Annotated in this window: 13 protein-coding genes; 9 read left to right on the forward strand and 4 right to left on the reverse strand. The window is 60.4% G+C overall.

The features are described 5' to 3' along the window. The first annotated feature begins 10 nt into the window (after window positions 1-10). The 4 genes from IPK17_RS27925 to IPK17_RS27940 are packed head-to-tail and all read left to right on the forward strand — an operon-like array spanning window position 11 to window position 4,378. Window positions 11-1,399, forward strand: coding sequence for a hypothetical protein (locus IPK17_RS27925; RefSeq protein WP_343420977.1), 1,389 nt, complete (start codon window positions 11-13; stop codon window positions 1,397-1,399). A 4-nt stretch (window positions 1,400-1,403) separates the two neighbouring features. Further along, window positions 1,404-2,474, forward strand: coding sequence for a Gfo/Idh/MocA family protein (locus IPK17_RS27930; RefSeq protein WP_343420978.1), 1,071 nt, complete (start codon window positions 1,404-1,406; stop codon window positions 2,472-2,474). A 9-nt stretch (window positions 2,475-2,483) separates the two neighbouring features. Continuing rightward, on the forward strand, window positions 2,484-3,644 hold the full coding sequence (locus IPK17_RS27935) for a pyridoxal phosphate-dependent aminotransferase (RefSeq protein ID WP_343420979.1): 1,161 nt from the start codon (window positions 2,484-2,486) through the stop codon (window positions 3,642-3,644). Continuing rightward, window positions 3,644-4,378 carry an SDR family NAD(P)-dependent oxidoreductase gene (locus tag IPK17_RS27940; protein ID WP_343420980.1) on the forward strand — a complete coding sequence of 245 codons (735 nt, stop codon included), beginning with the start codon at window positions 3,644-3,646 and terminating at the stop codon, window positions 4,376-4,378. Before IPK17_RS27935 ends, IPK17_RS27940 begins: the two co-directional genes overlap by 1 nt. A gap of 53 nt (window positions 4,379-4,431) precedes the next feature. Here the strand turns inward: IPK17_RS27940 and IPK17_RS27945 are convergent, their stop codons facing one another. The 3 genes from IPK17_RS27945 to IPK17_RS27955 are packed head-to-tail and all read right to left on the reverse strand — an operon-like array spanning window position 4,432 to window position 7,067. After that, complete coding sequence (locus IPK17_RS27945; RefSeq protein ID WP_343420981.1) at window positions 4,432-5,550, reverse strand: WD40 repeat domain-containing protein; 1,119 nt, start codon at window positions 5,548-5,550, stop codon at window positions 4,432-4,434. 60 nt (window positions 5,551-5,610) lie between these two features. After that, window positions 5,611-6,366 carry an SDR family NAD(P)-dependent oxidoreductase gene (locus IPK17_RS27950; protein ID WP_343420982.1) on the reverse strand — a complete coding sequence of 252 codons (756 nt, stop codon included), beginning with the start codon at window positions 6,364-6,366 and terminating at the stop codon, window positions 5,611-5,613. A gap of 2 nt (window positions 6,367-6,368) precedes the next feature. Then, a complete protein-coding gene (locus IPK17_RS27955) occupies window positions 6,369-7,067 on the reverse strand; it encodes a creatininase family protein (protein WP_343420983.1) in 699 nt (232 codons plus the stop codon). A gap of 196 nt (window positions 7,068-7,263) precedes the next feature. On the opposite strand from IPK17_RS27955, the gene IPK17_RS27960 reads away from it, so the two are divergent. The 5 genes from IPK17_RS27960 to IPK17_RS27980 all read left to right on the forward strand — a co-directional run bounded on the left by IPK17_RS27960 (window position 7,264) and on the right by IPK17_RS27980 (window position 12,513). Next, window positions 7,264-8,838, forward strand: a complete 1,575-nt coding sequence (locus IPK17_RS27960; RefSeq protein ID WP_343420984.1) for an ABC transporter substrate-binding protein — start codon at window positions 7,264-7,266, stop codon at window positions 8,836-8,838. 79 nt (window positions 8,839-8,917) lie between these two features. Then, complete coding sequence (locus tag IPK17_RS27965) at window positions 8,918-9,847, forward strand: ABC transporter permease (RefSeq protein ID WP_343420985.1); 930 nt, start codon at window positions 8,918-8,920, stop codon at window positions 9,845-9,847. A 4-nt stretch (window positions 9,848-9,851) separates the two neighbouring features. Beyond that, a complete protein-coding gene (locus tag IPK17_RS27970) occupies window positions 9,852-10,727 on the forward strand; it encodes an ABC transporter permease (RefSeq protein WP_343420986.1) in 876 nt (291 codons plus the stop codon). 13 nt (window positions 10,728-10,740) lie between these two features. Then, window positions 10,741-11,625, forward strand: a complete 885-nt coding sequence (locus tag IPK17_RS27975; protein ID WP_343420987.1) for a proline iminopeptidase-family hydrolase — start codon at window positions 10,741-10,743, stop codon at window positions 11,623-11,625. 18 nt (window positions 11,626-11,643) lie between these two features. Then, a complete protein-coding gene (locus tag IPK17_RS27980) occupies window positions 11,644-12,513 on the forward strand; it encodes an acetamidase/formamidase family protein (protein ID WP_343420988.1) in 870 nt (289 codons plus the stop codon). Between the two features lie 66 nt (window positions 12,514-12,579). Here IPK17_RS27980 and IPK17_RS27985 read toward each other — a convergent pair whose 3' ends face one another. Further along, complete coding sequence (locus tag IPK17_RS27985; RefSeq protein WP_343420989.1) at window positions 12,580-18,009, reverse strand: PAS domain S-box protein; 5,430 nt, start codon at window positions 18,007-18,009, stop codon at window positions 12,580-12,582. Between the last annotated feature and the right edge of the window lie 104 nt (window positions 18,010-18,113).

Here is an 18,113-nt window from a genome sequence, read left to right on the forward strand (position 1 = left end):
TGAGATAGCTATGGCGAAAACATTTGTTGGCATTCAAATCGGCGCGATCAGCTTCATCGATGAAGGCGTCGAACAGGTTTTGGATATTCTACAGGGCGAGGCAGGCGTCAACGCGCTTATGATCTCCGCCCTGTCGTGGAGTTACGGCAACGCCGGGCGCGCCACCTACGGCTTCCCGGATCACGGCGTGGCGGAGCCGGATAATCTACAGGGCGGCGCGTTCTTCGAGCCAAATCCGCTCTACTACGGCGCGACCGATCACAAAAACTTCAAAGCGCCGGATCCGCTGTACAAGGGCTTCGACACGCTCGCCGATGTGATTCCGGCGGCGAAAGCGCGTGGGATCAAGTGCTACACCTACTACTGCGAAACATCCAGCTCGGCGCAGCGCCACATCTGGCAGCCCGGCTGGCACCAGATGCTCGACCGCGATCACTGGGGCAAAACGGCAACACGTCCGTCCCTCATGAACCCGCACTATCGCGCATGGTGGCGCAGCGTGATCGACGATTGGTTCAGCAACCACGAGCTCGACGGCATGCTGTGGGGTATCGAACGCCAGAGTCCGCTCATGGACATCTTCCGCGCCGACAGCTCAACGGGCTTTGACGAGTATTTCGTCGCCGAAGGCCGTGCACGGGGCATCGACCCGCAGCGCGCCATCGAAGGCTATCGCAAGATCGACCAGTTCCTGCAAGGCGTGCGTAAAGGCGACCGTCCGCGCGATGGCGTGTTCGTCACGCTGCTGCGGCATTTGCTCCACCACCCCGAAGTCCTCATGTGGGAGAAGATGTGGCTGGACGCGCACCAGTCGATGTATCACGAAGTCGCCGGCGCGATCAAGTTCTACGATCCCAAACACGAGGTCGGTCTGGGCATCTGGCAGATCATCAACACCTATAACCCGTACCTCAAAGCCCAGTACGACCAGTCGGATTACGGGCTGTATGCCGACTTCCTCAAGCCGGTGCTGTACAACACCCCGGCGGGGGCGCGCTTCATGAACTTCTCTGACTCGTGGCAAAAAGGCGTGCTCGCCGACGCCACGCCGGACGGCGCGTACAACGCGCTGGCCACCATCCTCAACCTTGACGAGTTCATCGCCCCGCGCAGTGAAGCGGCGATGGCCGGATTCACGGCAGAGTACGTCAAGCAGTGGACGGCGAACCTCGTCGCGGATACCGGGGGCAAGTGCAAGGTCTACCCCGGCATTGGCGCGGGCGTGGGCGATGGCGGCAAATCGAAAGCCATCACGCCGGACGAAATCAAAGCGGCGACGCATGCCGGGTTCGATGGCGGCGGCAGCGGCGTGCTGATTTCGCGCAATTATTCCGAAGCGGAACTGCGTAATTTGCGCGCCGTCGGTGAAGTACTCAAAGAACGTGGGTTGTGGGAGTAGCGACATGACGATTAAAGCCGCCGTCATCGGCGCGAGTTTCGCCCGCGCCGCTTACCTGCCCGCGCTCAAGGTGATTGACGACGTCGAAATCGTCGCCATCGCCAGCGCGCATCAGGCGAACGCGCAAAAAGTCGCGGATGAGTTCGGCATCCCCCACGCCTACGGCGACTGGGAAACCATGCTCAACGCGCACAGCGTCGACTTTGTCGGCATCGCCACGCCAACGATCTATCATGCGCCGATGACACTGGCGGCGCTGGAACGCGGCGCGCACGTGCTGTGCGAAAAGCCGACCGCCATGAACGCGCAGGAAGCCGAAGCCATGCTCACCCGCGCCGAAGCGCTCGGTCGGGTGCATGCGATTGGCCACGAACTGCGTTTCAACCCCAACCGCCGCAAAATCCGCCAGTTGATTGCGGACGGGTATATTGGCCAAGTGCGCCATATCAACATGGTCAACATCTCGGCGGCGTGGGGCGACCCAGCGACGCGTCCGGCGGGCGACTGGTGGTCGCTGGAAGCGATGGGCGGCGGGCGGCTCGGCGCGAACGGTTCGCATCAGATCGACCTGCTGCGCTACTGGCTCGGCGAGATCGGCGCGATTGATGGTCAGATCGCCACCATGGTCCCGAACCGCGTCGACAAGACCACCGGCGAACCGTGGACAGCAACAGCGGACGATCAGGTGAGCTTCACCGCCGACATGCAGAGCGGCGCGCTCGCTTCCGTCTTTTTAAGCGGCGTCGCGCGGCATGGTATTGGCAACCAGGTGCAGATTTTCGGCAGCGAAGGCACGATCAAGCTGGCGGACGCCGACGAAAAACTGCTGGTGGCGCGCGTGGGTGAAGACTTCGTCGATATGAGCGAAAGCGACCCGAACGCCGCGCTTCCCGGCATTGGCAAGGGCATCTGGAATGTGTCGGTCGTTGCGATGATGCAGGAATTAATCGGTGCTATTCGCGACCAGCGTGCGCCGCAAACCGCCGCGACGTTCGCCGACGGCCTGCGCACGCAGATCGCGATGGATGCCGTGCGGTTGTCGTCGCGTGAACGGCGCTGGGTTCAACTCACATAGAGGCTAACGATGGATTATCAAAAATACCTGTCGCAGCGCGCGCGCAACCTGTATGGCTCGCTCGGCAAGCAGACGTCTGTCCCCATCCCCGGTTTGATCAATCTGGGGAGTGGCACGCCCGACTTTGTGCCGCCGGATTACGTGTTTGAAGCGATGCACACCGCGCTCAACCAGCAGAAGATTCAATATACGGCGTGGACGGGCATCCCTGAACTCCGCGCGGCGATTGCTAACAAGCTCGCCACCGAAAACGGCGTGACCGTCGACCCGGACAGCGAAATCATTGTGACGGCAGGCGCGCAGGAAGCGCTCATGGCGACGCTCATGTCCCTGCTCGACCCCGGCGACAACGCGCTCACGCCGTCGCCCCATTACGACGAGTACACCCGCGACGCGCGCATCCTCGGCGGCACGCTCATCCCGGTCGATACCACGCCGGAGAGCGGCTTCGTGATCGATGTGGCGCAGTTAGAAGCGGCGATCACGCCGCAAACCAGAGCGCTGGTCGTCGTGTCGCCGAACAACCCGACCGGGACGATTCTGCCCAAGTCGACTCTGCTGCAAATCGCCGAACTGGCGCAGCGGCGCGACCTATTGGTCGTGTCGGACGAAATCTACGAGTACTACGTGTATGACGGGAACCAGCATACGAGCATCGCGACGCTCCCCGGCATGGCCGAGCGCACGATCACGATCAACAGCTTCTCGAAGAGCTTCGGCATGACTGGGATGCGCCTCGGCTATATCGCCGGGCCGGCCGCGCTCATCGAAGGCATGCTGCCCTTCCACCACGCCATGATGATCTGCGCGAATGTGGTCACGCAGTACGGCGGTCTCGCCGTGCTCAGCCAGCCGCGCGACTGGTTCAAAGACGTGCTGGCGGAATACGACCGCCGCCGCAAGCTGTGGATGCAAACGCTTGACGCGATCCCGCTGCCCTACAGTCCGCCGCAGGGCGCCTACTATATCTTCATCGACATCCGCCCCACCGGGCTGACCAGCGCCGAATTCGTCAAGAAGGCGCGGGAAGAAGCCAAGCTCGTCTTCCAACCGGGGACGATTGGCGGCGGCGCGGGCGAAGGCTTCATTCGCGGCGCGTTCACCAAAGCCTCGCCGGAATTTGACGAAGGCTTGGAACGCTTCACCAAGTTCGTGCGTGGGCTGATCTGATGGTCGCGCTCAACGGCACCTTTGCGATTCTCACAGGCGCGGCGCAGGGACTAGGACTGGCGATTGCCCGCGCCTATGCTGCGCAGGGCATGAAGCTGGCGCTCATGGACGTGCAGGCCGACAAGCTCAACGCGCTGGCGGACGAACTGCGCGCGGGGGGCACGGACTGCCTGCCCATCCCGGTCGATCTCGCCAACGCCGACGCCACGCAGGCCGCAGTCGACCAAGCGCTGGCGGCCTACGGCAAACCGCGCGTGCTCGTGCACAACGCCGCGCTCCTCAAAGAGCGGTCAATGCTGGAAGTCACGTTCCCGCAGTGGCAGACCGAAGTGAACATCATCTTGCAGGCGGCCTTCCTGCTCGCCAAAGCCGTATGGCAGCCGATGATCGCCGCCGACAGCGGCAGCATCGTGTTTGTGTCGTCGGGTTCGGGCATCAAGGGGTTCGTCAAAGAGGTCGCCTACTGCCCGGCCAAACACGGTCAGGAAGGCTTGATGAAAGTCCTGGCGATGGAGGGGCAGCCGTTCAATATCGCGGTCAACACCATCACCCCCGGCGCGCCCATCAACACGCCAATGTCCGCCGAGAACTACAGCGAGGAACTCAAGCAGAAATGGGTCGATCCCGCGCTGCTCGCCCCGGCCTTCGTGTATCTGGCGGGCATCGACGCGCATGATGTCACGGGCGAACGGCTCAACGCGTGGGAGTTATCTCAGCAGCACCCTCTCGCCTAGATGAGTGGGGAGCGCACCAGTGCTCCCCACTGACGTTCACAGTCGGTCTGGCATTAACGAGTCACGTCGACCAGAAAAATCAGGTTGTCGTTCGAGTCGCCGGACTGGTTGACAAAGCCACCCACGACCAGCGTAAGTCCATCCGGCATAAAGTACATACTCATCTGGCGGCGAGACGCGCGCAGTGGTTCCGGCACGGGCAGATTGATGACGAGCGGCTCATCCGCGTCTGTGAGTGAGGAGACCGTGATGATCGGCGCTTCCGGCTCACCGGAGACCCATGCAATGTGATCGCCATCTGCCGCTAGCGCGACCGTCGGTGAGCCAGTCGGCCCACCGGAAAAAGAACGGACTTCGCTGCCATTGCGCGCATCAATCACCCGAATGAGTTCAGAATCTGCGTCATAGAACACGATTTGTTCGTCGTTGTTGATGAAGGCCAAACTCATGATATTGAACAATGGGAATTCGGTCGGCACATTGAGGCTCACCTGCTCCCCCGTCGCCACATCCCAGATATCGATCACCCCATAGCTGGTGGCCGCCGCGATCCGGTCGCCACTGTCGGACAGGTCAAACGCGATGTAGGTGGGCGCGGGACCACTTTCAAACAGCGCGGCGATCTCGTTTCGTGTCGCATACTGCGGGCGCAGCAAGCGCAGGATCGAACCATTGTCGGTATCCCACTCGCACAGCAGCAAAAGATTCGCTTGACATGCCATGACATAGTGTGAGCTGTCGGGATAGAAGAACCCACGTCCGCTCAACAGCGGCAGCGCCGTCACCCGATTGATCAGGCTTCCCGTCGGTGCATCCCAGATGAACATGTCGCCGTTGTCATGATAGGTCATGACGCGGCTGCCATCACTGGTGAAGGTGACCTCATTCGCATAATCCGTCGGCTCATTCAAGGTCGCTGTAATTTGCAGCGTGTTCAGGTCAAACAAGCGGACAGGCACCAGTTCCGGAATGATCTCGCCATCGTAAAAGATGCCCATTTCGAAGATCGCGAGCGTATGACCATCCGGCGACAGCCGAATCTGCGGATACGCCCCGATCACCGGGATCGCTTTCACCCGTTCCGCCTGGGCCGCAGCCACCTGCACCGATCCTGCCACGCGGACCGACCCGAGCAATCCCAGACAGACGAACAACATTAACCAGCGTCGCATGCTTCCATTCTCCTCAAGGTCACTCTGCACCACTCTCGAGGATCATTCTATGCTGAACCGCTATTTCCCGCCGTCGATGGGCAGCACTTGCCCGGTGATCCAACTGGCGTACTCCGACGCGAGGAACAGCGCCCCATGCGCGATATCGTCGGGCGTACCCAGTCGGCGCATGGCGATGCCTTCGACCAGGGCTTTCTGCCCCTGTTCGCCATACGACTGCCACTGGCGTTCGGTGTTCGGGTTGGAGCGTACGAACCCCGGCGCAATGCTGTTCACGGTGATGCCAAACTGTCCCAGTTCATGCGCCAACTGTCGGGTCAGGTGAATCACCCCGGCTTTGGCCGTCGCATACGCTTGAATCCCCGTCAGGCTGATGCTCAGCCCCGCGCCGCTCGAAATGGTGATGATGCGTCCGAAACCGCGCGCCTTCATCGACGGGACAATGCCCTGCGCGAACCAGAAAGCCGCGCTCAGGTTCACAGCGATGATGTCATTCCACTCCGTCGGTGTGACCTGATCCATCGGCTTGCCCACATAGCCGAGCACCCCGCCCGCATTGCTGATGAGAATATCCGCCCCGCCAACTTCGTCCGTGAAGCGCTGAATCGCCGCAATATCGCGCACGTCAACAGTGCGCACCGCGCACACCGCGCCCGCCGCCTGACAGAGACGCTGCGTCTCCGCCAGCTCATCCGGCAGCAGATCGCAGCCCCACACCGTCGCGCCGCGTTCCGCGAATGCGACCGCCATAGCGCGCCCCATGCCGTGTGCCGCGCCGGTCACAACTACCGTTTTGCCTGTAAATTCGATCTGCATGATCACCATCCATACGTGAGCAAGGTGCGCGTCTCGGCGACGGCCACCTCCCAGATCGCCAGCATATCGGCGTCCGGTCGCTGATACAACCCGGCGTAGTTGCCATCGCCGAGGTATTCGCGCGCCGCCTGCGGGGCGAGCGTGCGCATATAGTCGAGGTTGACAGGCAGCTTCTGCTCGGTCGGCTGGGCGACGTTCGGCAGACGCGTCCACGGGAAGTTTTCCATCCATGAGGCGTGCGAGGCCACCGGGTCGATCTCCATGACTTTTGCCCAGGTCTGCGGCGCATTCCACCAGTTGTGAAACTTAACCTTTACGCCGGGATGATCCGCCATCCATTCTGCGACATACCCCTGCGCGGGGCTGTTACCCCCGTGCCCGTTGACGATCAGCACGCGCTTAAAGCCCTGTTCAGCGAATGCGTCCAGCACGTCGCGAATAATGTTCAAGTAGGTCTGCACGCGCAGGCTGATGCTGCCCGGGTAAGCGCGGAAATACGGCGTAATTCCGTAGTTCAGCACGGGGAATACGGGCACGCCGAGCGGTTCGGCGGCATCCACCGCCACTTTTTCCGCGAGAATGTTGTCCACACACAGGCTCAAGTAGGCATGCTGCTCGGTGCTGCCAATCGGCAGTACACACCGATCATCATGTTTCAGGTAGTCTTCGAGTTGTCCCCAATTCAGGTCATGAATACGCATCGTTCGCCCTCAGATTCGCCACAATTGAGGGAAAAGCATACGCTAGAAACCGCCCATCCGCTATCCCACCACGGCCATTGGTTCTAATTATCGAACTTTAATCTCTCGCTTGTTTGACGCGGAATTTTAGATTCGTTACACTTCCTACGCGTATAGAAATCTTCCAAGTGTATCGGTAGTTTCGAGAGGGGTTAAGATGGTGCGTCGGCAGCATCTCGTTCTGACTTTGATTCTCGCGTTACTCTTCACATTATCCTTCAGTAGTTTGCACGCTCAAGAGGAAACCGTCCTCCGCATTCTGAGCAATGCAGACATCCGTACGTCTGATCCGCATATCGCCTACGAGACCGAAACGTGGCCGACCTCGGCGCTGTTCAACATGGGACTCGTCCGCTGGTCAGATGACAACAGCGAAGTGATCCCCGCCCTCGCCGAATCCTATAGCGTGAGCGACGACGGTCTGGTCTATACGTTCACTCTGCGCGAAGGCCTCAAATTTTCGAATGGGCGTGATATCACCACCGCTGATGTCAAGTGGTCGTTTGAGCGTCTGCTCAACCCGGCAACCGCTTCGCCGACCGCCTACATGTTCGCGGCGATCACGGGCACGACCGACTTCCAGAACGGCGCGGCCACCGAAGTCAGCGGCATTCAGATTGTCGATGACCGTACCATCACCTTCACGCTCGACTATCCCGTCTGGTCGCTGATCCAGCGCTTTGCGCTGCCTCCCGGCTTCATCATCCCAAGCGAAGCGGTCGAAGCCGCGGGCACGGAATTCGGACGGCAGCCGTCCGGGGCTGGCCCGTACATCCTCGAACGTTGGGAACCCGGCGTGATCATCACGGGTGTGCGCAACCCCAACTACTACCTTGAAGGCAAGCCCGTCTTTGATCGCTTCGAAATGCAGTTGATGGTCGAACCGTCGGTTGGCATCCTGCGTATGGAAGCGGGGGAAGCCGATATCGCGCTTGATTTCGTGCCGAATTCGGAATACCCGCGCATCTCGACCGATCCGGTCATCTCGGCGCAGCTTCTGCCGACCGCCGGTTTCCCGAACATCGACTACATCGTGCTGAACACCACCATCGCCCCCTACAACATTCCGGAAGTCCGGCAGGCGATGGCGCTCTCGGTTGACCGCACCCGCCTCGTGCAAATCCTGAACGGTCGCGCCGAACCGGCTGTCGGCCCCATCCCGCCGAGCGTGTTGGGCAACAACGCCGACCTTGTCCCGCTGACGTTCGATCCCGATGCAGCTGAAGCCCTGCTGACCGCCGCCGGCTACCCCGATGGTTTCAGCGGCACGCTGCTGACCAACACCGACCCGACCAATCTGTCGGTGGTGCAAGCGCTCATCAATGACTGGGCCGCGATCGGCATCAACCTGCAAATCACCAGCATCGACAACGCGCAGTTCCTCGACATTCTGGTCAACCAGCCGGATACGCTGGAAGTCGTGATGACCAACTGGTACCTCGACTACCCGGATCCGTCGAACATCTGGGAACCGCTGCTGGCGTGCGGTGGCTCATATAACTGGGGTCAGTTCTGCGACGAAGCGCTCGAAGCGCAGTTCGCCGAAGCCAACGCCATCCCGCCGGGCGATGCCCGTTGGGCAGCGTTCAGCGCCTTCGAAGAAGCCATTGTCGGCGCGATGCCAAACATTTTCCTCGAACACCAGCTCAACTTCTACTTCACGAGCGCGCGCTTGAGCATCCAGTCGGACCCCGGTGTGCTGCTGCGGTGGGACGGCGCGTCGATCAAGTAGGTCGGTCACCGCTTTCGCAATTGATTCACGATGAGGGACGCTGCAAGCTGCGTCCCTCCTTTGTTATAGGAGATCGTCCTTGACGGCATACTTCATCCGCCGACTCTTAGGGGCTTTCGTCGTCATCCTCGGCGTCGCGACGATCAGCTTTGTGATGGTGTTTCTGATGCCCGGTGACGCCGCGCGCATGTACGCCGGGCCACGCGCCCCGGAAGAGACCGTGCAGCGCATTCGCGTGCTGTGGGGGCTGGATCAGCCGCTGCCTGTGCAGTATGTCCGGTACTTAGGGCGCGCCATTCAGGGCGATTTCGGCAACTCGACACGCGATAACCGCCCGGTGCTGCAAGCCGTCATGGATCGTCTGCCCGCGACTTTGCAGTTGGCGCTGGCCGGGTTAGCCATCGAACTGGTTTTCGGCGTGCCGCTCGGCATCCTCGCGGCGCTCAAACCGGGTACGTGGGTCGACAATTTCGCCACATTCATCGCGTTGATCGGCATTTCGGTGCCGCAGTTCGCGCTCGGCCTCGTGCTGCTGTACTTGTTCGGGTTCGTCATCCCGATCTTCCCGCTCGGCGGTTACGGCACGGTCGCGCATCTGGTTCTGCCCGCGCTCGTGCTCGGCTTTGGCGGCATCGCGTTTTATTCGCGCATCGTCCGCAACAGCATTCTCGAAGTCGCCAACGAGGACTATGTGCGTACCGCCCGCGCCAAAGGTCTCGCGCCGCGCGCCGTGCTGACCAAGCATGTGCTGCGCAACGCCCTGCTCCCGGTCATGACGCTGGCGGGGTTGGATCTCGCGCTGCTGCTCGGCGGCGTGGTCGTGATCGAAGCCGTGTTCGGCTGGCCGGGCATCGGTTTGCAGGCGTGGACGGCCATTCGCAACCAGGACACGCCGATGATCATGGGCACGGTGCTGTTCGCGTCCATTGCGGTCGTCGCGCTGAATCTGCTGGTCGATTTCCTCTACGTCGTCGTTGATCCGCGTGTGCGCTTAACCTCGTCAGGGTAACGTTATGGCTATCATCAGAAAACAGCCCAAACGGGGCTTTTGGACGCGTCTGCGGCGGCTCCCCCGCGCTTGGATCGGCATCGCGCTGGTGCTAGTGGTGATCGCCGCCGCGATCTTCGCGCCGCTGGTCACCGGCATCGACCCGCTCACACAGTTCCGTGACGGCCTCTCCGCCACGGGCACGCCGCTCCCACCGGATGCGCGTTTCCTGCTCGGCACGGATCACTTGGGGCGCGATATGTTCAGCCGCATGCTCTACGGCGCGCGGATCTCGCTACTCATCAGCCTGACGGTGAATATCAGCGCGGCGATCATCGGCACGGCGGTCGGGTTGGTTGCGGGCTATTACGCGGGCATCCTCGACAACCTGCTCATGCGCGTCACCGATATTCTGCTGGCCTTCCCGGCCATTCTGCTGGCGCTCGGCTTCGGCGCGGTGCTGCGACCGAGCATCCCGACGGTGATCATCATCCTCGTGTTCATCACGTGGGCGCCGCTGGCGCGTTTGGTGCGCGCCCAGGTGCTGACCGTGCGTGAACGGCCCTTCATCGAAAGCGCGCGCGCCATCGGCTGCCGCGACCGCTACATCCTCGTGCGCCAAATTCTCCCGCAGATCATCACCGTGGTGGTCGTGTGGGGCACGCTGAGTTTCGCCAGTACAATCCTAGTGGAATCGTCGCTGAGCTTTCTCGGCGTCGGCGTCCCACTGCCGACTGCCAGTTGGGGCAACATGATCGCTGAGGGGCAAACGCGCTATCGCATCGCCCCATGGACGATCATCGCGCCGACCATTGGTATCATTGTCACCACCTTAGGGTTTAACCTGCTGGGCGACGCGCTCCGTGACGCGCTCGATCCCCGCACCAAATATAAAGTTTAAGGAGGCACTATTCATGGCACACCGCATTGTCGAAGGGACGATCCCCTTCAAAGGCTACCAGACGTGGTATCGCATCGTCGGTGAGGGCGACAAAACGCCCCTGCTCTGCCTGCATGGTGGCCCCGGCGCGACCCATGACTATCTCGAATCGCTCGACGCGATGGCGGATACCGGACGCCGTGTGATCTACTACGATCAGTTGGGCTGCGGGCGTTCCGCTATTGACGTGAGCAAACCGGAGCTGTGGACAGTCGAGCTGTATGTCGAAGAAGTCGACGTCGTGCGGCGCGCGCTGAGCCTCGACCGCATTCATTTGCTCGGGCAGTCGTGGGGCGGCATGCTGGCGATGCAGTACATGTTGACGCAACCGCCAGGGATCGCCAGCCTGACGATTGCCAGTTCGCCCGCCAGCATGAAGCAATGGGTCGCCGAGGCCAATCGACTGCGCGAGGAACTGCCGCCGGAAGTGCAGGCGACGCTGCTGGAACATGAAATCGCCGGCACAACCAGCAGCCAACAATACAAGGACGCGACGAAGGTCTTTAATGATCGGCACGTCTGTCGTCTGCTGCCGTACCCGGACTATGTGAAACGGAGCTTTGACTACCTCGATGAGGGTGGTGAGGTGTACAACACCATGAACGGACCAAACGAATTCCACGTCATCGGCACGATTCGCGATTGGGACATCATCGACCGCCTGCCCGAAATTAAAGCGCCGACGCTCGTCACGTCCGGTCGGCACGACGAAGCGACGCCGTTGATCGCCGAGACGGTCAAGAACGGCATCCCCGGCGCGCAGTGGGTGATCTTCGAAAACAGCTCGCATTCGTCGCATGTCGAAGAAGCCGACCGTTACATGCAGGTACTGACGCAGTTCATCAGCCAATATGACTAACCAATAGGAGTTGACCGCATGGCTACCTATCAGCTCAAGCAAGACCAACGTGCATTCTCGTTTGACCGCACCATTCCGCCCGTGCTGCGCATCGTCAGCGGCGATACCGTCACCTTTGAAACGGGCGATGTCGCCTACGAACGCCTCTCCAAAGGCGAAGCCGTCGAGGCCATCGGGCTGGAGAACTTCAACGCGGTGACCGGCCCGGTCTATGTCGAAGATGCGGAACCCGGCGACGCGCTCAAGGTCGAGATTCTCGACGTGCAGGTGCGGCGCGCGTGGTCGGTGTGGCTGCCGCAGTTCGGCGGCTTGGGCGCGCAGACCGACGCCACCCGCGTGAAAGAAATCGCGCTGCGCAACGGCCGGGCGTACATTTCGGACTCACTGAGCGTGCCGATCCGCACGATGATCGGCTGCATCGGTGTCGCTCCGGCGGAGGGCGCGGGGTCGACGTTCATGCCCGCCTATCCGTTCGGCGGCAACATGGATTTGCGCGAGATGGAAGCGGGCACGACGCTCTACCTGCCGATCCAAGTTCCCGGTGCGCTGCTGGCGATGGGCGATCTGCATGCGGCCATGGGCGTCGCCGAGCCAACGTGGGTGAGTCTCGAAGCCGCCGGACAAGCGACACTGCGCGTCAGCGTCGCCAAAGGCATGGCGCTGACGTACCCGCGCTTGCGCGTCGGCAGCAGCACCTACTGCATCGGCATGGGCGACACACTGGCAGCAGCGCATCAGGTGGCGCTGGATGAAGCGTATAAACTGTTGACGGCGGAATGGGGTCTGGACTCGTTTGACGCCTACGCCTACGCAAGCGCGGCCATCGATATGCGCTTGGGCGGCCCGGCGACCGCCATCGTCATGGCCGTCGTCCCGGATCGCACCTAACGCGACAGAGCCCGGTCATTGGCTGTGGGGCGCACGCTGATGCGCCCTACGCTCCTCGAAAACCACTCACGACACGTCAACGCGCGGTTGGGCGACCTTCGGAATGATCACTTCGAAGGTCGTCCCCACTCCTTCCCGACTCTCTACGGTGATCGTCCCACCGTGCAGCTCGACCGACTGGCGCGTAATGCTCAACCCCAGCCCCGTCCCCGAAATCGTGCCAACATTCTTCGCGCGGTGAAACGGCTCAAACAGGTGCTTTAGATCGTCGTCAGGAATACCAATGCCGTGATCCTCAATGCGCAACCGGAAAGCAGCCTCGCTATCTAGGAGATGGACGGACACCGACTGGTTGTGGATTGAGTACTTGAGGGCGTTGTGAATGAGATTGCTGAAGATTTGCCGCAGCAGTCGTTCATCGAATTCAGCGTGCAGCGGCGCGGTTGCGCAGGTGAACACGAGTCGTCCCTGAAATTCGATCTGACTGTCAAATTCATTGACAATCTCGCGCGCCAGAGCCGCCACATCGCCGGAACGCGGCTCAAACTTGACGCGTCCGGCCTGCATACGCGCCAGATTCAGCACGTCTTCCATCGTGTCGCGCATGTAGGTGACCTGCTGGCGAATGCGCTCTAGCCGTCCCTCAATCTGCGCCTTGTCCATCCGATCTCGATACAGTGAGAGGGTTTCCGTAGCGGCGAGAATCGCGGCCAGCGGCGTGCGGAATTCGTGCGAGGCCATTGAGACAAAGCGGGACTTCAACTCGCCCAGTTCGCGTTCCTGTGCCAGCGACTGCTTGAGCGCGGCTTCCGCCTGTTTGCGCTGCGTGGTATCGATGACATGGCTCATCACCATCGCGCCTTCCGACGTTTCGATGAAACTCAACTGCGTGTCACACGGGAAGCGTGACCCATCACGGCGCAGTCCCATCGATTCAAAGAAGAAAGTTCGCTGGTTGGACTGCGTACTCCCGCTGTTCACCCGGTTAAACTGCTCTTTCCGGTATTCCTCCGAGACGAGCACGCCAATCGACCGGCCGATAAGTTCGGAGCGCTCGTAGCCAAACAGTTCGGCAGCCGCCTGATTCACCACCACGACGCGCCCCTGCATATTCGCAATCACCGTTGCAATCGGCGCGGCTTCAAGGAAGGTGCGGAATTTTTCTTCACTGGCGCGCAGCGCATCTTCGGCGAGCTTCCGCTCCGTCACATCGCGCAGCACACCAATGAGTTCGACAGCTTGGGCAGTACGCGGATCGTGAACCAGCGTCGCCGCGATTTCCACCCACACATACACCCCGGTCTTGTGCAGCACGCGCGCATTCAAGGTCAGATGCGTCCCCTGAGCAATGAAGGTGTTTTGAACCACTTCAATTGCCGTCGCCATATCATCCGGATGAGCGAGCGTGGAAACGGGGACGTCGAGCAGCTCGTCGGGGGCATACCCCAAGACGTTATGGGCGGACGCCGTGATAAACGTGATTGCGCCCTTCGCATCCACCCTAAACAGCACGTCATTCACATTTTCCGCCAGCAGGCGATACCGTTCTTCACTTTCGCGTAATGCTTCTTCCGCTTGGCGGCGAGCCGTCATATCCCGAAGCACTCCCACCATTTCCACAAGTTCACCCGTCGCCGGATCGTAGACATTCGAATTGCCCCCCTCAACCCAGATGTAATGCCCGTCCTTATGCCGAATCCGTTCGACCAGCGTAAAGTATGGCAGGTGGGCGACCAGCGCGTTGGCAACGGTCGTCTGCGACATGACGAGATCGTCGGGATGCACAATCGAAAAGCCGCCCTGACCGATAAGTTCTTCGAGTGGGTAACCGAGCAGGCGCGTGATCGACGCTGTCGCAAAAGTGAGGGTCGCGTCCGGCGCCAAGCGGATAATCACATCGTTCACATTTTCAGCGAGCAGTCGATAACGTTCTTCGCTCTCGCGCAGCGCGGCGTCCGCCAGCTTGTTAGCGGTGATGTCCGTAAAGGTCGTCACCACGGCATACGGCTGAGCCTGATGCGGCTCAAACAAAGGCTGGGAATTGACGAGAATCCACGTGATATTCTCATCATCGGGCTTATGGACCCCCATCATGATGTTCGACTGCGGCTGGCCAGTCGCCAAAGCGACCATAGCCGGATGCGTATTGCCCGGGAACGGGCTGCCATCTTCATGGACCGCATGCCACCGGGGATCGACCGAAGTCCGTCCCATGAGCTGATCGCCGGATAAGCCAAGAATACGTTCGGCTGCCACATTGAAAGTCTGAATTGACCCGTCGCGCGTTTGCAGCACGATACCTTCTGACATCGTGCTGATGAGCCGCCGGTACCGTTCCTCGCTCTCACGCAGCGCCGCCTCGGCGCGCCGCCGCTCGGTGATATTGCGAATGACGGCGAGCTGCAGCAGTTCATCCTCCAGCTTGATCGGGTGCGTCACCGCTTCGATGACAATGATCTCGCCAGTACTCGTTCGGACTTCATATTCGGATGTGCGTCCACTGCCCTGCCGCGTCAGGCCCAGCCCATCGACCGTCTGCCGCTGATAGACTGGATTCGTGAATAGCCCGAGTTCAGACAGAGATTTACCGACGAGTTCTTCCCGGCTCAGGCCGACCAGCATCAGTCCCGCCGGGTTGACGTCGACGAACACCCCTTTTAAATTGATGAGGCAAATGGCATCCGGGCTGGTATCGAACAGAATCCGCAAGCGTTCCTCACTGGCACGCAGCGCGTCCTGGGCGTGCTTGCGCTCGGTGATGTCGCGGATAATACAGACGAGATTGGTGACCGCCTGTTCCGAGCGATTGACCGGCGCGATATTGATTTCCACATCAATGAATGTCGCCTCGGCGCGGCGTGCTCGCGCCTCAATCTGCTGCATTTGATGCGTCGCCGCGACTTCGGCAATCACGGCATCAATGCGAACGGCATCATCGGGGTGGAGGTAGGTAGCCAACTGCGCTCCATGCGTGCTGCCACTCGCCAGCGCGAGCATCTCATCAAAGGCGTAGTTCGCCTGTTGAATGCCCGCCGCAAGATCCAGCAGCAAAATCCCATCGCCGCTGTGCTGGAAGATCGCTTCAATGCGATCTTTGGCGCGTTCGAGTTCTGCGGTGCGCTCGATAACCCGCTGTTCCAGCCGCTCATTCGCTTCCTGCAGCGCGAGTTCAGCCTGCTTCTGCTTGCTGATGTCAAAGCCAACGCAGTTCACCTCGCCGACGCTGCCATCCGCGTTCTGTACGGCGATGAATTCCCACAGCGTCCAGATGTGCCCGCCGCCCTTCGCATATTTGCGGATTTCCACCTGATACGGCGTCCCCACACTCGTCAGACAGCCCGAGACCGCGGCAATCACCTTGTCATGGTCGGCGGGCAGCACCATCTCCATCGAAAGTCTGCCGATCATATCCGGCGCGACCCACCCAAACTGGTCGATATAGCGTTGATTGCAGTAGGTGATTCGACCGAGTAAATCCGTGCGCATATTGAAGGCGGTCTGGGAATCGACGAGCGACCGGAGATAGCTTTCACTCTGCCGGAGCGCCGCTTCGGCCTGCACGCGCTCGGTGATGACTTCGGAGAACAGCAAAATGCCACCAATCGCGCCATCGATGTCGCGCCACGGATGCGCTTCCCAGCGCACCCAGTCAAGCGTGCCATCAGCCCGGGGGAAGGGATCGGCTTCGCACTTTTCGACTGCCCCATTGAGACAGCGCTGATGAATTACTTTCCAGCGCTCCGGGATTTCCGGGAAAACATCATAGTGACTGCGACCGATGATACTTTCATCGGGCAACCGGTAATCCTGCGACCAGCGGCGGCTGGCCGCGAGATAGAGCATCTGCGTATCGAAGATCGCGATGGCGGCGGGCGCATGTTCGATGAACAGGCGCAGACGCTGTTCGCTCTGCTGCAACTGGCGCTCCGCCCGCTTCCGCTCAGTGATTTCGCGAACAATGCACATCAGCGCATTGGTATCGCCCACCGGGATCATGCGCGCTTCATAATCACGGAGATCCGGCATTGTATATTCAAACACGGCCAGCTCTCGGGTAGCAATCACCGTCTGCACAGCGGCAATCGCTTGCTGCAAAATCATCTGGGGAACGAGCGCAAACTTGAAGAAATCATAGAGATTGTTGCCGATGATTTGTTCAGGGGGCAGCAGAATTTTGTCGGATGCTCCATGATACTCCAACACCGTACCATCTGAGCGCAGGTAGAAAATGCTGTCCGGGATCGCCGCAAACAGAGCGGCCTGCTTGGCCTCACTGGCGATCAAGGCTTCTTCGGCCAGCTTACGGGTAGTGATATCGCTGGCGATACCTTCCATGCGCACGGGCTGTCCCTCCGCATCGCGCACGATCCACGCCCGGTCGTGCAACCAGCGAACCTCACCGTCTGGTCGCAGGATGCGATAGGTGGCGTCTCGACGGCCACCGTGCAAGAGGCTGTTTCCCAGTTCCTCAACGCGGTGCGCATCATCCGGATGGATGATCTTGCGCCACAGTTCACAATCTTCGTAGAAATCAGATTCCGGTCGCCCAAATACGGTCCGCGCCGCTGGGTTCAGATACTCAATCTCGTAACTGGGAATATCAGCCGACCAGACGACATCCTGCAAGTTGACAAACAGACTGCGCAGCCGTCCCTCGCTCTGCTGCAAAGCCGCTTCCATCGTTTTGCGCGCGGTGATGTCCCGGGCGCTGTCGTTGACCTGAGCCGGACGACCCTGTTCGTCATAGGTGATCCACGCACGACGGTGCAGCCAGCGTACCTGGCCATCAGGCAGGACAATACGGTGATCCACCTCGACGAAGCCTTCGCGCAGACACGTTTCCATCGCGGCGGTGGCGAGTTCGAGATCGTCGGGCAGCACAACGTGCTTATAAAAGTCCGGATCCTCCAGTGCCAATGCCACCGGATAACCATAGATCTTCTCATACGACGCGCTGACGTAGATCAACTGGCGATCCGGCAAAGAAATGCTCATCAAGGCATCTTGGGTGGTATCAAGAATAGCATGGATCTGATCCCGCAAGGCGCGCACAGCTTCCACGGGCGCTTCCCCCGTCGTGGGCTCCGCAGTCACGCCGGCACGCTGACTGAACCCTTGCTGAATGAGCTGGAGCAGCCGATCAGTATCCGCCTTCGCCACAAAGCCGCTCGCGCCGAGCCGCATCATGTCCACCGCAACGTTGACGTGCGCGGTGTGCGCAGCCACGATGACCGGGGCTGACCGCAGCAGGTGCTGCACACGGCGCACAATCGTTTCAGGATCAATTTGGGGGTTGTCGAAGTCACACACAATGACGGCGTCGGGCGTGCGCGTCAGGGCAGCTTCCAGAGAAGCGAGTGTAAGAAATGGCTCATGTTTCACAGGTCGATCAACCAGTTCGCGCAAACGCTCTAGCAGGAGATCCGGCTGAGTGAAAGGCGTACCAATGCTGAGGACAACGTAGGGCGTGATGGCACGGGTATCTGGTTGTTTCACAAGGTTTGCTTTCCCGTTAGCAATTCAGAACGCTAACGAAGAATTACCGCTCTAGCACTGAGAACATCTGAGTTAATTGTAACGCAATTAAGCAGCCCACATGC

This window comes from Candidatus Flexifilum breve (genome assembly GCF_016713355.1).

What these genes read in the sequence shown, in the direction of transcription:
- IPK17_RS27970 (WP_343420986.1), top strand. Translation starts at nt 9,852, where the DNA reads ATGGCTATCATCAGAAAACAGCCCAAACGGGGCTTTTGGACGCGTCTG.
- IPK17_RS27925 (WP_343420977.1), top strand. Translation starts at nt 11, where the DNA reads ATGGCGAAAACATTTGTTGGCATTCAAATCGGCGCGATCAGCTTCATC.
- IPK17_RS27980 (WP_343420988.1), top strand. Translation starts at nt 11,644, where the DNA reads ATGGCTACCTATCAGCTCAAGCAAGACCAACGTGCATTCTCGTTTGAC.
- IPK17_RS27955 (WP_343420983.1), bottom strand. Translation starts at nt 7,067, where the DNA reads ATGCGTATTCATGACCTGAATTGGGGACAACTCGAAGACTACCTGAAA.
- IPK17_RS27935 (WP_343420979.1), top strand. Translation starts at nt 2,484, where the DNA reads ATGGATTATCAAAAATACCTGTCGCAGCGCGCGCGCAACCTGTATGGC.
- IPK17_RS27945 (WP_343420981.1), bottom strand. Translation starts at nt 5,550, where the DNA reads ATGCGACGCTGGTTAATGTTGTTCGTCTGTCTGGGATTGCTCGGGTCG.
- IPK17_RS27940 (WP_343420980.1), top strand. Translation starts at nt 3,644, where the DNA reads ATGGTCGCGCTCAACGGCACCTTTGCGATTCTCACAGGCGCGGCGCAG.
- IPK17_RS27930 (WP_343420978.1), top strand. Translation starts at nt 1,404, where the DNA reads ATGACGATTAAAGCCGCCGTCATCGGCGCGAGTTTCGCCCGCGCCGCT.
- IPK17_RS27950 (WP_343420982.1), bottom strand. Translation starts at nt 6,366, where the DNA reads ATGCAGATCGAATTTACAGGCAAAACGGTAGTTGTGACCGGCGCGGCA.
- IPK17_RS27975 (WP_343420987.1), top strand. Translation starts at nt 10,741, where the DNA reads ATGGCACACCGCATTGTCGAAGGGACGATCCCCTTCAAAGGCTACCAG.
- IPK17_RS27960 (WP_343420984.1), top strand. Translation starts at nt 7,264, where the DNA reads ATGGTGCGTCGGCAGCATCTCGTTCTGACTTTGATTCTCGCGTTACTC.